The sequence below is a fragment of the Stenotrophomonas sp. TWI169 genome, assembly GCF_039674705.1.
GTDB lineage: Bacteria > Pseudomonadota > Gammaproteobacteria > Xanthomonadales > Xanthomonadaceae > Stenotrophomonas > Stenotrophomonas maltophilia_P.
Genome location: NZ_JBDJOB010000014.1, coordinates 57,071 through 73,554 on the forward strand (window position 1 = coordinate 57,071; position 16,484 = coordinate 73,554).

10 protein-coding genes are annotated in these 16,484 nt (G+C 67.2%); 5 read left to right on the plus strand and 5 right to left on the minus strand.

Going from position 1 to position 16,484, the window contains the following annotated elements:
- Positions 1 to 187: 187 nt before the first annotated feature.
- Both ABE543_RS12125 and ABE543_RS12130 read left to right on the plus strand, forming a co-directional pair.
- A complete protein-coding gene (locus ABE543_RS12125) occupies positions 188 to 2,242 on the plus strand; it encodes a glycoside hydrolase family 97 protein (RefSeq protein WP_346475724.1) in 2,055 nt (684 codons plus the stop codon).
- A 225-nt stretch (positions 2,243 to 2,467) separates the two neighbouring features.
- Positions 2,468 to 5,224: a TonB-dependent receptor gene (locus ABE543_RS12130; protein WP_346475725.1), complete on the plus strand. Its 2,757-nt coding sequence runs from the start codon at positions 2,468 to 2,470 to the stop codon at positions 5,222 to 5,224.
- Between the two features lie 216 nt (positions 5,225 to 5,440).
- Here the strand turns inward: ABE543_RS12130 and ABE543_RS12135 are convergent, their stop codons facing one another.
- Complete coding sequence (locus ABE543_RS12135) at positions 5,441 to 7,054, minus strand: alpha-glucosidase family protein (protein WP_065182403.1); 1,614 nt, start codon at positions 7,052 to 7,054, stop codon at positions 5,441 to 5,443.
- Between the two features lie 215 nt (positions 7,055 to 7,269).
- Here ABE543_RS12135 and ABE543_RS12140 point away from each other — a divergent pair, with 215 nt between their 5' ends.
- Positions 7,270 to 8,268, plus strand: coding sequence for a polyprenyl synthetase family protein (locus ABE543_RS12140; protein ID WP_065174563.1), 999 nt, complete (start codon positions 7,270 to 7,272; stop codon positions 8,266 to 8,268).
- 154 nt (positions 8,269 to 8,422) lie between these two features.
- On the opposite strand, the gene ABE543_RS12145 is transcribed toward ABE543_RS12140, so the two are convergent.
- Positions 8,423 to 9,214 carry a dienelactone hydrolase family protein gene (locus tag ABE543_RS12145; RefSeq protein ID WP_346475726.1) on the minus strand — a complete coding sequence of 264 codons (792 nt, stop codon included), beginning with the start codon at positions 9,212 to 9,214 and terminating at the stop codon, positions 8,423 to 8,425.
- 127 nt (positions 9,215 to 9,341) lie between these two features.
- On the opposite strand from ABE543_RS12145, the gene ABE543_RS12150 reads away from it, so the two are divergent.
- Positions 9,342 to 9,932 carry an SMI1/KNR4 family protein gene (locus ABE543_RS12150; RefSeq protein WP_346475727.1) on the plus strand — a complete coding sequence of 197 codons (591 nt, stop codon included), beginning with the start codon at positions 9,342 to 9,344 and terminating at the stop codon, positions 9,930 to 9,932.
- Positions 9,933 to 10,025: 93 nt separating this feature from the next.
- Here the strand turns inward: ABE543_RS12150 and murD are convergent, their stop codons facing one another.
- The 3 genes from murD to ABE543_RS12165 all read right to left on the minus strand — a co-directional run bounded on the left by murD (position 10,026) and on the right by ABE543_RS12165 (position 15,439).
- A complete protein-coding gene (gene murD, locus ABE543_RS12155) occupies positions 10,026 to 11,435 on the minus strand; it encodes a UDP-N-acetylmuramoyl-L-alanine--D-glutamate ligase (protein WP_111186012.1) in 1,410 nt (469 codons plus the stop codon).
- Complete coding sequence (gene murL / locus ABE543_RS12160) at positions 11,416 to 12,768, minus strand: UDP-N-acetyl-alpha-D-muramoyl-L-alanyl-L-glutamate epimerase (protein ID WP_346475728.1); 1,353 nt, start codon at positions 12,766 to 12,768, stop codon at positions 11,416 to 11,418. Before murL ends, murD begins: the two co-directional genes overlap by 20 nt.
- A gap of 76 nt (positions 12,769 to 12,844) precedes the next feature.
- Positions 12,845 to 15,439, minus strand: a complete 2,595-nt coding sequence (locus tag ABE543_RS12165; RefSeq protein WP_053516666.1) for a bifunctional aspartate kinase/diaminopimelate decarboxylase — start codon at positions 15,437 to 15,439, stop codon at positions 12,845 to 12,847.
- A gap of 74 nt (positions 15,440 to 15,513) precedes the next feature.
- Between ABE543_RS12165 and ABE543_RS12170 the strand changes: the two genes are divergently transcribed.
- A complete protein-coding gene (locus tag ABE543_RS12170) occupies positions 15,514 to 16,386 on the plus strand; it encodes a PhzF family phenazine biosynthesis protein (protein ID WP_065182409.1) in 873 nt (290 codons plus the stop codon).
- Positions 16,387 to 16,484 lie beyond the last annotated feature (98 nt).

A 16,484-nucleotide genomic window follows, 5' to 3' on the forward strand; every position in this document is an offset into this window, starting at 1 on the left:
GTTTATAGGTCCGCGCAGCCGTGACCGGCGCGCGGGCGCGGCGCCTCCCTCAAGGTGCCTTGGGCCCATGGTAGACGCGGGGCTGTCGCCTGCGTCCAGCTGCATACGTATTCATGCACCGACGCGGCAGTACGCCCGCCGGGCTGGCTTATGGTCCGGGTCTGCCAACGGCGCCTTGGGAGGGGAAATGCCGATGTCATCCAGTGTTGTACGTGCGGTGTTCGCGCGAATCATGGGCGTTGCGCTGCTGGGCCTGGCCGCGCTGGCGCAGGCCGCCCCGCAGATCACCAGCGTCCAATCGCCCGGCGGCGTGCTCAAGGTCAGCCTGGTGCTGGACGGCGGCACCGCCCGCTACCGGGTGGAGCGCTTCGGTGAAGCCGTAGTGGAGGATTCCAGGCTTGGCTTCGAACTGCGCGATGGCCGCCTGGACCGGGATTTCATCCTGCTCGGGCAGCAACGACGCAGCGTCGATGAGACGTGGGAACAGCCGTGGGGGGAACGCCGCCTCACCCGCAACCACTTCAACGAGCTGACCGTGCAGCTGGCCGAAACCACCGGCAGCAAGCGCCGGCTGGATGTGGTGTTCCGCGTCTACAACGACGGCCTGGGCTTCCGCTATGTGTTCCCTGAGCAACCGAACCTGCGCGAAGCGATCATCGATGACGAGCTGACCGAGTTTGCCGTCGCACAGGATTCTACCGCTTGGTGGATTCCGGCTGGCGAACCGATCCATTACGAGTACCTGTACCAGCGTACCCCGCTGCGCGAAGTGCCGCTGGTGCACACGCCGATGACGCTGCGGAGCCGCGATGGCCTGCACGTGGCGATCCACGAAGCCGCACTGGTGGACTACGCCGGCATGTGGCTGCGCCGCACCGACGGCCAGCGCCTGCGCGCGCAGCTCTCGCCCTCGGCCGAAGGGTGGAAGGTGCGCCGTGCCCTGCCCTTCGTCACGCCCTGGCGCACGCTGCAGATCGCCGACCGCGCCGGCGGCCTGGTCGAGTCCGACCTGATCCTCAATCTCAACGAGCCCAATGCACTGGGCGATGTGAGCTGGGTGAAGCCGGCCAAGTACCTGGGCGTGTGGTGGTCGATGCACCTGGACAACGAAAGCTGGGCGACCGGACCGAAGCATGCGGCGACCACCGCCAAGACCAGGAGGGTGATCGATTTCGCCGCCGCGCACGGCTTCCGTGGCGTCCTGGTGGAGGGCTGGAATCCCGGCTGGGACGGCATGTGGGTGGGCAATGGCTACGACTTCGACTTCACTCGCGCCACGCCCGATTTCGACATTGAAGCGCTTTCGGCATATGGACTGAAGAAGGGCGTGCACCTGATCGGCCACCATGAAACCGGCTGTGCCATCGAACACTATGAGGCGCAGCTCGACGCCGCGCTGGACCTGTATGCGCGGCTGGGCGTGGACCAGTTCAAGACCGGCTACGTCTGCGACGACGGCCAGGTCGACCGCCGCAACCCGTCGGGTGGCCCGCTGTGGCGAGAGTGGCACGACGGCCAGTTCATGGCGCGCCACCACCTGCATGTCGTGCAGGAAGCCGCGCGCCGGCACCTGTCGGTGAATCCGCACGAGCCGATCAAGGACACCGGCCTGCGCCGCACCTATCCCAACTGGATCTCCCGCGAAGGCGCGCGCGGCATGGAGTACAACGCCTGGGGCCAGCCGCCGAACCCGCCCGAACACGAAGTCAATCTGGTGTTCACCCGGATGCTGGCCGGACCGATGGATTACACCCCCGGCATCCTCAGCCTGAAGGGCCGCCACGGCCAGGCCATCCCCAGTACCCTGGCACGTCAGCTGGCGCTGTACGTGGTGCTGTACAGCCCGATCCAGATGGCCGCCGATCTGCCCGAACACTACCTGCAGCATCGGGAGGCGTTCCGCTTCATCGAAGACGTGGCGGTGGACTGGGAGCAGAGCCGCGTGCTCGATGGTGAAGTGGGCGACTACGTGACGATCGTGCGCCGCGACCGCAACAGCCGTGACTGGTTCCTGGGCAGCATCACCGACGAGCATGGCCGCGTGCTGCCGGTGTCGCTGGGCTTCCTGGAGCCGGGCGTGCGCTACCGCGCGGAAATCTATCGCGATGGCGACGGTGCGGACTACCGCAGCAATCCGTTCGCGTTCACGCGGCAGACGCGTGAAGTGACCAGCGCCGATGCACTGCCCCTGATGCTGGCGCCGGGCGGCGGGCAGGCCATTCGGTTCACGCCATTGGAGTGATGGATGCCCCCGCGTGATGTTCGCCGGGCATGGCCCGGCGCTACCGTGGCGGGGATCTGAAAGCGATTACAACCCTGCAAACGTCATTGAATACGTATGCAGGGTGATTCCCGCGGAGAACCCGCTGCCTACCATAGCGGCGACGACAGCGGCCACCGCGTCGCACGTTCACGGCGTTGCCGGAACGACCTCGAAATGAACAACAACATTGCCTGGGAGGGGAAAATGTTGAACCACAAGCGCAGCGCGCTGAGCATCGCGCTGGCCGTTGTCCTGGCGCCGTCACTGGCGGCGGCACAGACCACGCAGAGCACCACCACGCCGGCCGGCACCGCCGCCACCAACCTGGATACGGTGCAGGTCACCGGTATCCGCCGCGGCATCGAGAACGCGATCGCGATCAAGCAGGACGCCACCTCGGTGGTGGAAGCGATCTCCGCCGAGGACATCGGCAAGCTGCCCGACGTCAGCATTGCCGAATCCATCTCGCGGCTGCCCGGCCTGGCCGCGCAGCGCGTCGCCGGGCGTGCACAGGTGATCAGCGTGCGCGGCCTGTCACCGGACTTCGCCACCACCCTGCTCAACGGCCGTGAGGTCGTCAGCACCGGCGACAACCGTGGCGTCGAGTTCGACCAGTATCCATCCGAGCTGGTCAACGGCGTGACGGTATACAAGACGCCCGATGCGGCACTGGTCGGCCAGGGCCTGTCGGGCACCATCGACATGCAGACCGCCCGTCCGCTCAGCTTCCCCGACCGGGTGATCGCCGTCAGCGGGCGCCTGCAGAAGAGCTCGCTCGGCGATGCGGCCAACGTCGATGAGTTCGGCAACCGCTTCAGCGCCAGCTACATCGACCAGTTCTTCGACAAGACCCTGGGCATCGCCGTCGGTTACGCGCACAGCGACAACCCGATCCAGGAAAACCAGGTCGGCCTGTACGAGCCGTGGACCACCCAGTACACCACGGACGGAAAACGTCCCGGCGTTGCTGCAGGCACCTATTTCTCCGACGGCATCAAGGCGCTGCGCCGTACCGGCAACAACAAGCGCGATGGCGTGATGGCCACGATCCAGTTCCGGCCCAACAACAGCTGGAGCAGCACCTTCGATGCGTTCCACACCGAAGCCGAGCAGATCGACACCGCCAACCAGTTCGAACTGAACCTCAGCAACTACAACGGCAATTACCTGCCGGGCCTGCTGATCAGCAATCCGCAGATCAACGCCGACGGCACCTTCACCGGCGGTACCGCCAGCGGCGTGTACCCGCTGGTGCGCGGCATGTACAACAAGCGCAAGGACAAGATCGACGCGTTCGGCTGGAACAACGAATTCAACTTCGGCAGCGTCAGGCTGGTCGCCGACCTGAACTACTCCAAGGCCACGCGTGACGAGCTGAACCTGGAGAACAATCTGCAGCTCACGCCCATGCCGCAGCTGGATACGGTCGGCGTGCAGATCCGCCAGAACGGCTTCTCGCAGATCAGCCCGGGGCTGAACTACTCCAATCCCGATGCCCTGTTCCTGACCAACACCATCTATGGGTCCGGCTACGGCAAGGTGCCGAAGGTGGAAGATCGCCTGAAGGGCGGCAAGCTGGCGGCGACCATCGCCCTGCCCGAAGCGATGGCGTCGTGGGCACCGGACCTGGACATCGGCGTGAACTATGCCGATCGCCGCAAGGTCAAGACCCAGTCCGAGGGCAACATCCTGCTCGGTGCCCAGGGCGATGCCAACATCGCGGCGGACCTGCAGTACGACCCGGTGAACCTGGGCTTTGCCGGCCTCGGTACCATCCCGGCCTGGAACGTGCCGGCGGCGGTTGCCCGCTACATGACCTTCGATCCGGTCGACAACCTGGACTACCTGATTCCCAAGTCGTGGACGGTGCAGGAGAAGATCACCACCGCCTGGGCGCGCCTGAACATCAACACCGACATCGGCGTGGTCGGCGTGCGCGGCAACATCGGCGTGCAGATGCAGCGCACCGATCAGAGTTCGGACTCCCGCTACTGGGACGCGTCGCAGCCCGCCGGCAGCAACGTGCAGCCCTACTCCGACGGCCGCAAGTACAACGACTGGCTGCCGAGCCTGAATCTGGCCTTCATGTTCCCGCACGAACAGACCCTGCGCTTCGCGGCAGCCAAGCAGGTCGCGCGCCCACGCGTGGACCAGATGCGCGCCGGCCTGGAGTTCGGCGTGGATACCTCCACCGGCCGCCCCGGCGGCAGCGGCGGCAATCCGCGGCTGGACCCGTGGCGCGCCACCGCGCTGGATCTGTCCTATGAGAAGTACTTCGGCGAGAAGGCCTACGTCGCTGCGGCGATCTTCTACAAGGACCTGAAGAGCTACGTCTACACGCAGTCGGTGGACAACTACGACTTCAGCGGGCTGCTCGGCAACTACGTGCCGCCGCCGGGCATGGTGGTGCCCGTGCTGCCGACCGGCACCTTCTCCACGCCGGTGAACGGTGAGGGCGGTACCCTGCGCGGCCTCGAGCTGACCGGTTCGTTCCCGCTGGAGATGCTCACCGACAGCCTGCGCGGCTTCGGCGTGCAGGCCAGTGCCACGTTCAACGACAGCGACATCAAGATCCTCGACCCGGAAAGCGCCTCCAGCGTGGGGACCGATCCCATCAGCCTCCCGGGCCTGTCCAAGCGTGTGTACAACTTCACCGCGTACTTCGAGCGCAATGGTTTCGAGGCCCGCGTGAGCCAGCGCCGTCGTTCGGACTTCATCGGTGAGATCGGCAACTTCAACGGCAATCGCACCCTGCGTTATGTGGTGGGCGAGAACGTGACCGATGCGCAGATCAGCTACACCTTCAGCGACAGCAGCGCCCTGCGCGGGCTGACCCTGCTGCTGCAGGGAAGCAACCTGACCAACGAGCCGTACCGCACCTACGCCGGCACCAAGGATCGCCCGCTGGAATACATCGAGTGGGGCCGCACCTACGTGCTGGGTGTGAACTACAAGTTCTGACCCTCACCGGGCAATGCCGGCCCCAGGCCGGCAACCACCCCATCGGTAACGCCGGGCCATGCCCGGCGGCGAGGACCGCAGGCATGACCGGAAACCCGCTGCGCCTAAGCAGCGGGTTTTCTTTTGGGCGGGGTCCGCCAGCCACGGCACGGCCCATAAAAAAGGGACGGGGCGCTTCGGCCCCGTCCCCGCAAGTACCGCCACCGGAGAAATCGATCAGCTGCGTCGTGCGCAGAACACCGCACGCGGCGGCAGCTGGAGTTCGCCACCCTGCACCGTACCCGCATCCGGGCCCGGCACATCCATCTGCTGCCAACGGCCGGCCGGCAGCGGATGGGTCACCGCCTCGCCCGACAGGTTGAAGGCCAGCAGGAGGGTTTCATCTGCAAGCATACGCTCGAACAGCAGCACTGGCTCACTGCTGTCAAGGAACCGGATGCTGCCATGCTGCAGGACGGGCTGATGGCGACGCCAGCCCAGGAATGCCCGGAAGGCCGCCAGCACCGACTGCGGGTCAGCGTCCTGCACCGCGACGGCCGCTGCCCGGTGCCCGGCCGGAATCGGCAACCACGGCTGACCGGTAGTGAAACCGGCCAGTGGCGCATCCGTCCACGGCATCGGAGTGCGGCAGCCATCGCGGCCCTTGAAGTTCGGCCAGAAGGTGATGCCGTAGGGATCCTGCAGCGCCTCGAACGGCACCTCGGCCTCGGCCAGGCCCAGTTCCTCGCCCTGGTACAGGCAGACCGAGCCGCGCAGGCAACTCAGCAGCGCCACCAGCATGCGCGCCAGGCGCGGATCGGCCGGATGGCCGCCCCAGCGGGTGACCGCGCGCTCCACATCGTGATTGGACACCGCCCAGCACGGCCAGCCTTCACTCATCGCGGTTTCCAGGCGCGAGACAGTCTCGCGGATGTAGGCCGCGCTGTAGTCGTCCACCAGCAGTTCAAAGCTGTAACCCATGTGCAGGCGGCCATCGCGGGTGTACTCGGCGGTGGTGGCCAGCGAATCCTCCGAGGAGATCTCGCCCAGGCTGACCGCACCGGGGTACTGGTCGAGCAGCGCGCGCAGCCGCTCCAGGAACGGCAGGTTCTCCGGCTGCGTGTTGTTGAAGTAGTGGTACTGGTATGCGTACGGGTTGTCCGGGCTGAAGCCTCGGCCAACGCGCTTGTCAGCGGGCTTGGCCGGGTTGTCGCGCAGCTGCGCGTCATGGAAGCAGAAGTTGATCGCATCCAGGCGGAAGCCATCCACGCCACGGTCCAGCCAGAACCGCACGTTGTCCAGCGTGGCCTGCTGCACCTGCGGGTTGTGGAAGTTCAGGTCCGGCTGGTCGACCAGGAAATTGTGCAGATAGTACTGTTCGCGGCGCGGTTCCCACTGCCAGGCGCAGCCGCCGAACAGCGACAGCCAGTTGTTGGGCGGCGTGCCGTCCTCGCGCGGGTCGGCCCAGACGTACCAGTCGGCCTTCGGATTGCTGCGATCCTGGCGGCTCTCGCGGAACCACGCGTGCTCGATCGAGGTATGGCTGAGGACCTGGTCGATCATCACCTTCAGCCCCAGGCCGTGGGCCTTGGCCAGCAGGCGGTCGAAGTCCTCCAGGCTGCCGAACAGCGGGTCGACGTCGCGGTAATCGGCGATGTCATAGCCGAAGTCGGCCATCGGCGACTTGAAGAACGGCGAGATCCAGATGGCATCCACACCCAGCGTGGCGATGTGGTCCAGGCGCTGGATGATCCCTGGCAGGTCACCGACCCCGTCGCCGTTGGCGTCAAGGAAACTGCGCGGATAGATCTGGTAGATGACGGCTCCGCGCCACCATGGATAGTGCGACATCGACAGCCCCCCTCCGGGCATGCGGGACCCGCCGGAAGCGGGCCGAAAACCAAGTCCCGCAAGCTTAGCGGTGCCTCCCCGGGGATGGCGCCACCTGCATACGTATTCACGCCAGGCAGTCACGGACGGCCGGGGCGATCAGGCCGGCAGGCCGGTTTGCGCCCGAATTCACGGGCAGCGCCTATAATCATCGACGAGCCTGAAAGCCTGATCGCATGACCATCACCGAAGACACCCGCCCCGCCCTGGGCCTGCCCCAGATCCAGTCGCTTGCTGCGGCCGACATGGCCGCCGTCGACGCCCTGATCCGGCGCCGGCTGTCCTCGGACGTCGTGCTGATCAACCAGATCGCGGACCACATCATTTCCGCCGGCGGCAAGCGCCTGCGGCCGATGCTAGTGATGCTGGCCGGTCATGCGGTCGGCCATGCCGGCCCCGAGCACCACCAGCTGGCGGCGATCATCGAGTTCATCCACACCTCCACCCTGCTGCACGATGACGTAGTGGACGAATCCAGCCTGCGGCGCGGCCGCAGCACCGCCAATGCCCTGTGGGGCAACGCACCGAGCGTGCTGGTTGGCGACTTCCTGTACTCGCGCAGTTTCCAGCTGATGGTCGAGCTGGACCGCATGCCGGTGATGCGGATCCTGGCCGACACCACCAATCGCATCGCCGAAGGCGAAGTGCTGCAGCTGCTGCACGTGCATAACCCGGATACCGACGAAGCGGCCTACCTGCGCGTGATCGAGCGCAAGACCGCCGTGCTGTTCGCTGCCGGCACCCGCCTGGGCGCGCTGGCCAGCGGCGTGGACGAAGCCACCCAGCAGGCGCTGTACGACTACGGCATGCATCTGGGCTACGCCTTCCAGATCGCCGATGACGTGCTGGATTACTCGGCCAACGCCGAGGAGCTGGGCAAGAATCTGGGCGACGACCTCGCCGAAGGCAAGGCAACGCTGCCGCTGATCCATGCCATGGCCCACTCCGACGACGCCACCCGCGAGCGCCTGCGCACCATCGTGCAGGAAGGCGATGCGTCGGCAATGCCGGAAGTGCTGGCCGCGATCCACGCCACCGGCGGCCTGGACTACAGTCGTCGCCGGGCCGAGGAATACGCAGAGCGCGCCGAGCGTGCGCTCGACGGGCTGGGCGACAATGATGCCGTCGCCGCTCTGCGTGGACTGGCCCGCTACGCGGTGCAGCGGACGCATTGACCGCGCTCGCCGGGCATCGCCCGGCGCTACCTGATGCCGCTGCGCTCGCCGGGCATGGCCCGGCGCTACCTGATGCCGCCGCGCTCGCCGGGCATGGCCCGGCGCTACCGGGTGCCACTGCGCTCGCCGGGCATGGCCCGGCGAACCCGGTGCCTCAGCGCTTCTCGAAGCGCTCCTCGAAGAATTCATCCAGTGCCTTCCACGCGCGCTTCGCCGCCCGTTCGTTGTACTGGCACCCCGGCGGATTGTTGGCATCACGCTCGGCAAAGCAATGCACGGCACCGCTGTAGTTGGTGAACTCCCAGTCGACCTTGGCGGCATTCATCTCGTTCTGGAAGCTGGCGATGTCGGCCGCGGTCACGCTCCTGTCATCGGCACCATTGAGTACCAGCACCGAGGGATGCGCTCCACCGGCCTGCGCCGGCAGCGGCGAGCCCAGCCCACCATGCAGGCTGACCACGCCGGCCAGCGGCGCGCCCGCGCGGGCCAGCTCCAGAACGGTGGTACCGCCGAAGCAGAAGCCGACCGCACCGATGCGGCTGGCATCCAGCGGCACCTTGCCGGCCTGTGCCTTGAGCACATTCACCGCCTCCAGCGCACGCGCCCGCAGCAGCGGCCGGTCGTTGCGCAACGCGGTGGCGACCGGCCCTGCCTCGGCATCGGTCTTCGGCCGCACGCCCTTGCCATAGACATCGGCCACCAGCACCACGTAATCATCGCCAGCCAGCTGCTTGGCCTTCTCGACCGCCGATTCGTTCACACCCTTCCAGTTCGGCACCATCACCAGTCCGGGGCGCCTGTCACTGTCCCCGTCGTCATAGACCAGCACCCCGCTGAAGGTCGTGCCCTGGTGCGTCCACTCCACCGGCTGGGTCTTCATCGCCGCCCACGCCGGCAGCGCCGCCAGACCCAGGACCATCGCCACACCGCAACGCCATGCATTCATGCGCCTGCTCCAGAGAAAAGGAAACAGAGGGGTCGCCTGATGTCCCCCTCCCGTCCGCATTCTGCATTGGCGGCGTGACGCAGGTGTGGTTGGATACGCCCTGATTCCGCCCAGCCCCTGTTTGCGAATGAACCTTGTCGATCAATTCCTGTCCGGCCTGATGCCGCGCCTGCCCGCCGACGATGCTGCGCAATGGACGCATGTCCAGGGCGCCAGCGCCGGAGACCTGCAACGCCTGCGTGCGCAGTGGCCGCAGGTACCTGACAGTCTGGTTGCGCTGCTGTCGCGCGTGGATGGCACGCATTTCCGTCGGTATCCCGAGGGCGAGGTCTGCGTGCTGATGCTCGGCTCGGACGTGGAAGGCGGCGGATACCCCTACTACCTGCGCTCGGTCGCACAGATCTTCGAGGATCAGCGGCACTGGGACGACAGCATCCGCTCGATCTACGAAGAATGGCTGGACGACGAACCGGAGATTCTCGGCGACGCCATCGATGCCGACGTACCGATGAGCCGCCGCCTGTGCTTCTCGCACTGCATGAACAACGGCGGCACCTCGATGCTGTACCTGGATTTCGACCCGGCCCCGGGCGGCACGATCGGCCAGGTGGTGCGCTACCTGCACGACCCGGACAGCTATGCGGTCATCGCGCCCGGCTTCGATGCGTATCTGCAGCAGTTGATTGACGGCGACTACGCGTTCATCGAGGAAGCGTAGATCCACGCCTGCGTGGATGAATTTGCCGGTGGGTTGCCGGCCGGGATCCCGCCGGGGTCAGAACCCTTTCCTGCGGAAAGGGATCCGCCCCCCTCAGGCGATGCCCAGGCCCGGAATCGCGCTGATGCTGTCCGGATCGAATCCGGCCAGCTCGGCGAAGTGACGTCCGCGCGCAACGTAATCGCGGTAGGCCCCAAAACTTGGTGCGCCCGGCGACAACAGCACCACCCCGCCCTGCTGGCCCAGCGCAGCGCGTGCCAGCGCCATGGCCTCCGGCAGGTCGACGGCCGCATGCAGCCCGAATCGACCTGCATCGGCCAGCGGCTGCAGCATCGCGTGGATGCGCGGGCCGTTGCTGCCCATGGTCACGATCTCCACCGGCGGCACATCGTGCGCCATATGCTGCATGAAATCGGTCCAGTCCAGGCCGCGGTCATGCCCGCCCACCAGCAGCGCGATGCGCTGGCCGCTGAAGCACTCCAGCGCCGCCAGACTGGCGTGCGGCGTGGTGCTGATCGAATCGTTGATGTAGGTCAGCCCATCGGCCACGCCGATGCGCTGCAGCCGGTTGGGCAGCGGACGGAAATCCTGCACGGCCGGCGCCAGCGCCGCCGCGTCCAGGCCCAGCGCTTCCAGCGCGGCCAGCACCGCACACAGGTTGCCGCGGTTGTGGCGGCCCGGCAGCGGCGTATTGCGTGTATCGAACACCGCCTGTTCGCCACGATGCACGATGTCGCCACGCATGTGCCAACCCTGCGGCTGGTTGAACCAGACCACCTGGCTGTGCGGCAGCGTCAGTTCCGCCAGATGCGGATCGGCGGCATTGAGCACGGCGATGCACGGAGCGGCATCGGTGACCAGCTGCAGCTTGTCCTCGATATAGCGCTGTTCGCTGCCATGCCAGTCCAGATGTTCGGGGAACAGGTTCAGCACCACCGCCACCTGCGGTCGCGCGCCACTGCGCGCCACTTCGCCGGTCTGGTAGCTGGACAGTTCCACCGCCCAATACTCAGGCGCCGGCTGCGGGTCCAGCACTTCCAGCAGCGGCAGGCCGATGTTGCCGACCAGGCCGGTGCGATGACCGGCCGCACGCAGCAGGTGCGCGACCAGCGCGCTGGTGGTGCTTTTGCCCTTGGTACCGGTCACGCATACGGTGTCATGGACGATGCCGTCGTCAGCGGCATGCTCGGCGAACCAGAGCGCGGTGCCCCCGATGAAACGCGTGCCCCGTGCCGCCGCGGCCACCGCGATCGGCTGGTAGGGACTGATGCCGGGTGACTTGATCACCACGTCGAACGCGGCCAGCGCCTCGGCCGAAGGCTCGCCACGCACCTCCAGTGACCCCTGCGTTTCCGCGCGCGCCGCATCGGCTTCGGCGGCCGGACAGAACAGGCTCAGCGGCAACGTCGGCAGGCGTGCACGCAGCACCGCGAATGCGGCACGGCCCTCACGCCCCCAGCCCCACAGCGCGACGCGCTTTCCTTCAAGCTGAGAAATCTTCACGCACCCGTTCCCACAGCGCAGCCGGAATGCGGTGCTCGCCCTGCAGCTGCAGCATCGACGCCAGCTCCAGTTCGGCCGCGTCGAGCTGCGGCTGGATCTCGTTGCAGAAGCGCTTCACCAGCGCATCTTCCTTCCACTCCGGTCGCTGCGCCAGGGTCGCCATTGCTGCACGCGATTCACGACCTTCGCCCACGCACTCGAACGGCTTGTGATCCTGGAACTCCAGCAGCGCGTCGAAGCCACCGGCCTGCTCGACATCATCCAGCAGATTGCGACCGAAGATGCGCACGAGGCGGGTCTTGGGCATGAACGGCGCCAGCGCCAGAAACACGAAATGGCACTTCGGGCAGACGCCGCACCAGCGGTTCACGGGGCGCTCGCCGAGGATATGGAAGTTGCGGTTGCAGCTGGAGAAATGCGCGTCGTAGAAGTCGCTCTTGGCAAACTGGCGGGCCACCGCCAGTTCCGACATCGGTCGCAGCAGCGAGTAGTACTGCAGGTCTGCGGCCACGTGCGCCTGCACATGGCTGCCGAAGGCCTGCTCGAACGCCCAGCCCTTGGACCACTGGTGGTTCACCTCGCCGGTGCCCGGAATCTGGCTGCCGTAGCTGGCCGAGCGTTCGTTGGAGAACACCACCTGGTCCACGCCCTGCAGCAGGGCTGCCAGCACCATGATCGCCGAGTTCACCGCCGTCACCGGGATATGGCCGTTCCACGCCCCTTGGCGGTTGAGCTCGAACAGCTCCGGCGCCAGCGCGCGGCCCAGGTTCAGCGTCGGCAGGCCGGTGCGTTCGGCGCAGGCACGGATCAGCTGCGAACCGCCGATCCAGGTGACCGTCTCGTCCACACCCGCCCGTCGCAGCGCTTCGATGCTGACCAGCGAATCCTTGCCGCCACCGATGGCGACCAGCGCATGCGGCTGCAGGCCCACCTCCGGTGCCTGCACCGGCTCGCCCTGCACCGGCAGGCGGAAGCGGCCACGCAGGTTGAGGCCGTTGCGGTAGGCGAACTCGCCCAGGCCGTTGAGGTAGATCGCTTCCACCAGCGCCGCGGTATCGGCATCGATGGCGTAGCTGTCGATGCTGACGATCTCCGGCACGCCGGCCTTGTAGTAGCTGACGCCGGCGATCAGGTGCAGCAGCTGCAGCGCTCGCTGCACGGCAGCGGCGCGCGCCGGGTCGAGGACGAACGGGGCGCCGGGAACGGTGATGGTTTCCACCATCTCGGGGCCATCATCGAAGGCGTAGACCAGCCGTGCCACGCCGCTGTCCGCGGCAAATTCGCAGCGGACGAAGCGGAAACGGGAGACCTGGTGTTTGTCGAAAGCAGTCATGGTGTATCCAGTCAGGCACGGACCCGCGCGGTTGCGCGGGGCGTGTCGGTGGGCGGGTGCAGCGCGCGCAGGGCGATCACTCGATCACATCCTCGCGCGGCAGCGCCCGCTGGTTGTAGGTGTTGGACATCACGTAGCCATAGGCGCCAGCGTCAGCAATCAGCATCACGTCGTCCGGCGCGGTGGACACCGGCAGCTTGCGCCGCTTGCCGAACACATCGCTGGACTCGCAGATCGGGCCGACGACATCGAATGCCGCCTCGGCGTACCCGCCCTGGCGGCTGAGGTTCTCGATGTCGTGCCAAGCGTCGTACAGGGCCGGACGCATCAGCGTATTCATGCCGGCATCCAGGCCGACGCGGCGCACGCCGTCCTTCTCCACCACCTGGGTGGCATGGGTCAGCAGCACGCCGGACTCGGCCACCAGGTAGCGCCCCGGCTCGATGGCCAGGCGGAATGCGGGGTGCAACGCCTTGACCTCGGCCAGGCCGGCAGCCCACGCGTCCAGATCGAAGGGCTCGTCCTCGTCGCTGTACGGAATCGGCAGGCCACCGCCGATGTCGATCGTCTGCACGCTGCCGATGCGGCGGGCGAAGCCTGCCAGCTCATCGCACATCAGGCGCCAATGCTGCGGGGTTTCCACGCCGCTGCCCAGGTGGGCGTGCAGGCCGACCACCCGGCTGCCCAGTTCGGTGGCGGCACGGACGAACTCATCGACGCGGGCGATCGGCAGGCCGAACTTGGACTCCTTGCCGCCGGTGCGGACCTTGGCGTGGTGGCCTTCGCCGCGCCCCAGGTCCACGCGCAACCACAGCTCGCGGTTGCGGAACAGGTCCGGCCAGCGCTGCAGGGCTTCGACGTTGTCGACGGTGACGGTCACGCCCAGTGCGAACGCGGCCTCGTACTCACTGCGCGGGCAGAAGCTGGGGGTGAACAGCACACGCCTGGGCGAAAGTTCCGGCAGGTGCTGGAACACATGCTTCAGCTCGCCATGCGAAACGCACTCCAGGCCGAAACCCTCCGACTCCAGCAACTGCAGGATGGCCGGGTGGCTGTTGGCCTTGATCGCGTAGTAACGCTGGTCGATCGGCTTGATCGCAGCCAGCGCGCGGGCACGCGCCCGCACGGTCGGTAGGTGATAGACGTAGCGCGGGGTGCCCGCGTCGGCGAGCTGCAGCAGGTGTGCCCGCTGGCCGCGCCACCAGGGCGTGCCGCGCGGGCGAACCGTGCCGGCGATCTCGCGCCAGCGCGGGCCGAACACCTCGGTTTCCTCCACCGGCATGGCGCCGCTGTCGATCAGTTCCGCATGCAGGATCGGCAGCAGGCCATCGGCATCGGCCTCATCGATGACGAAGGTCAGGTTCAGGTCGTTGGACGACTGCGAGATCATGTGCACGCGCTCACGGCCGAACGTGGCCCACACATCCGACAGCTTGTGCAGCAGCGAGCGCATGCCCAGCCCGACCAGGGTGATCGCCGCACAGGGCACGATCACCTTGACCTTGCACACCTGCGACAGGTCGGCCGACAGCGCGGCCAGCACATCGGTGTTGACCAGGTTCTCCGACGGATCCAGCGACACGGTGACATTGGTTTCGGCCGAACCGATCAGGTCCACCGACAGGCCGTGCTTCTTGAACAGGGCGAACACATCGGCCAGGAAGCCGACCTGTTGCCACATGCCGATGCCTTCCATCGACACCAGCACGATGCCGTTGCGACGACTGATTGCCTTCACGCCCGGTACCGGCGCGGCATTGCCGTCGATGCTGGTACCTGGAAGCTCGGGGCGCTCGGTGTCGAGGATCGCCATCGGTACACCGGCATCGCGGCACGGCTTGATCGAGCGCGGATGCAGCACCTTGGCACCCGTGGTGGCAATTTCCTGCGCCTCGTAGTAATCCAGGCGGGTCAACAGGCGCGCGTCCGGCACATCCTTGGGATTGGCGCTGAACATGCCCGGCACGTCGGTCCAGATTTCCACCCGGCTGGCGCCGAGCAGCGCACCGAAGTACGCCGCCGAGGTGTCCGAACCGCCACGGCCGAGGATGGCAGTGCCACCGTCCGCGTGCCGCGAAATGAAGCCCTGGGTGATCAGAAGGCGGGTCGGCTGCGCACGGAAGCGCTGCGCCCAGTCCGCATCCGAGCGCCACTGGCAGTTCACCGACAGGCGTTGCGACCAGTCGCTCTGGTTCGGCTGCGGCGGCAGTGCATCCAGCCAGTGCCGGGCATCCATCCAGCCCATGTCCAGCCCGGACGCGCGCAGGTATGCAGCGCCCACGGTCGAGGACAGCAGTTCACCCTGGCCCAGCACGTCGGCCTGCCAGTCCAGCGGCCGGGTGGCCGCGCGCGGATCGTCCAGCAGGCCCTGCAGGGCGGCCAGACGCTCGGCCAGCACTTCGCGGCCGAGGCCCAGCTCGACCAGGAATGCCTCGTGGCGTTCGACCAGCGCGGCGACGCGATCACGGCTGTCCGCCGCACCGTCGGCGATCGCGGTCAGCTCGTTGGTCACCCCGGACAGCGCCGAAACCACCACCAGCACGCGCGAGCCGGTTTCTTCCGCGCGTTTTTTCGCCAGCTTCCCGATCGTGTCCCAGCGATGGCGACGCGACACCGAGGTGCCGCCGAACTTCAGTACGATCCAACGATCGACAAGGGGGGAAGCTGACATGGATTGGCTATGTGTATTGTGGGGAAGCCGCCCCTGGGGGCGGAGCCTTCGATTCTAAGCCCAATATCCCCGCCATGACCGCCTATCGTTACCTGCAGCTCGATGTCTTTGCTCCCCGTCCCGGCACGGGCAACCCACTGGGTGTCGTATTTGACGCGGACGGGCTTTCCAGCGACCGCATGCAGGCGCTGGCCGCCTGGCTGAACCTGTCCGAGACAGTGTTCTTCGTCCGCCCCACCGCGGCCGGTGCCGACTACCACGTACGCATTTTCACCCCGGGCAGCGAGCTGCCGTTCGCCGGCCACCCCAGTGTCGGTGCCGCCTGGGCAGCGGTGACCAGCGGCCTGGCCGTGCCGCGCGACGGTGCCCTGGTACAGCAGTGCGCCGCCGGGCTGTTGCCGGTGCGCGTGTCCGGCCCGGCTGCCGCACCGACGATCCAGCTCGCCAGCCCCGCAGCACGGCACCTGGATACCGCTCCCGGGGCGGTGCCGGAAGCGCTGCTGGCCCAGGCCGCCGAGGGCCATGTGGCCCAGTTGTGGGACAACGGTCCGCGATGGTGGCTGCTGCCCCTGCGTGATGCCGCCAGCGTGCGCTCCCTGGCGCCGGACATGGCCGCCGTGCGCGACTGGACCAATGCCACCGGCGCGACCGGCGTGGCCGTGTTCGCACTGGAACAGGCTGCCGCTCACGCGCTCGTGGTGCGCGCTTTCTGCCCCGGCGATGCGGTGAACGTGCCCGAGGATCCGGTGACCGGCAGTGCCAATGCGCTGATTGGCGCCTGGCTGCGGCAACGCAGCGCGCTGCCGGGCACGAACGCCGGCTACGTGGCCAGCCAGGGCCGCGAAGTGGGCCGCGATGGTGAGGTCCAGGTCCAGGTCGATGCGCAGGGCACCGTGTGGATCGGCGGCCAGGTGCAGCCGGTGATCGATGGGCAGATTCACTGGTAGCCCCCGCGATACCCTATGCCGCCTTGCCGGTAGCGCCGGGCCATGCCCGGCGACTCGCCGCGCTGCGCGCTCGCGGAGCATGGCCCCGCGCCACCGTC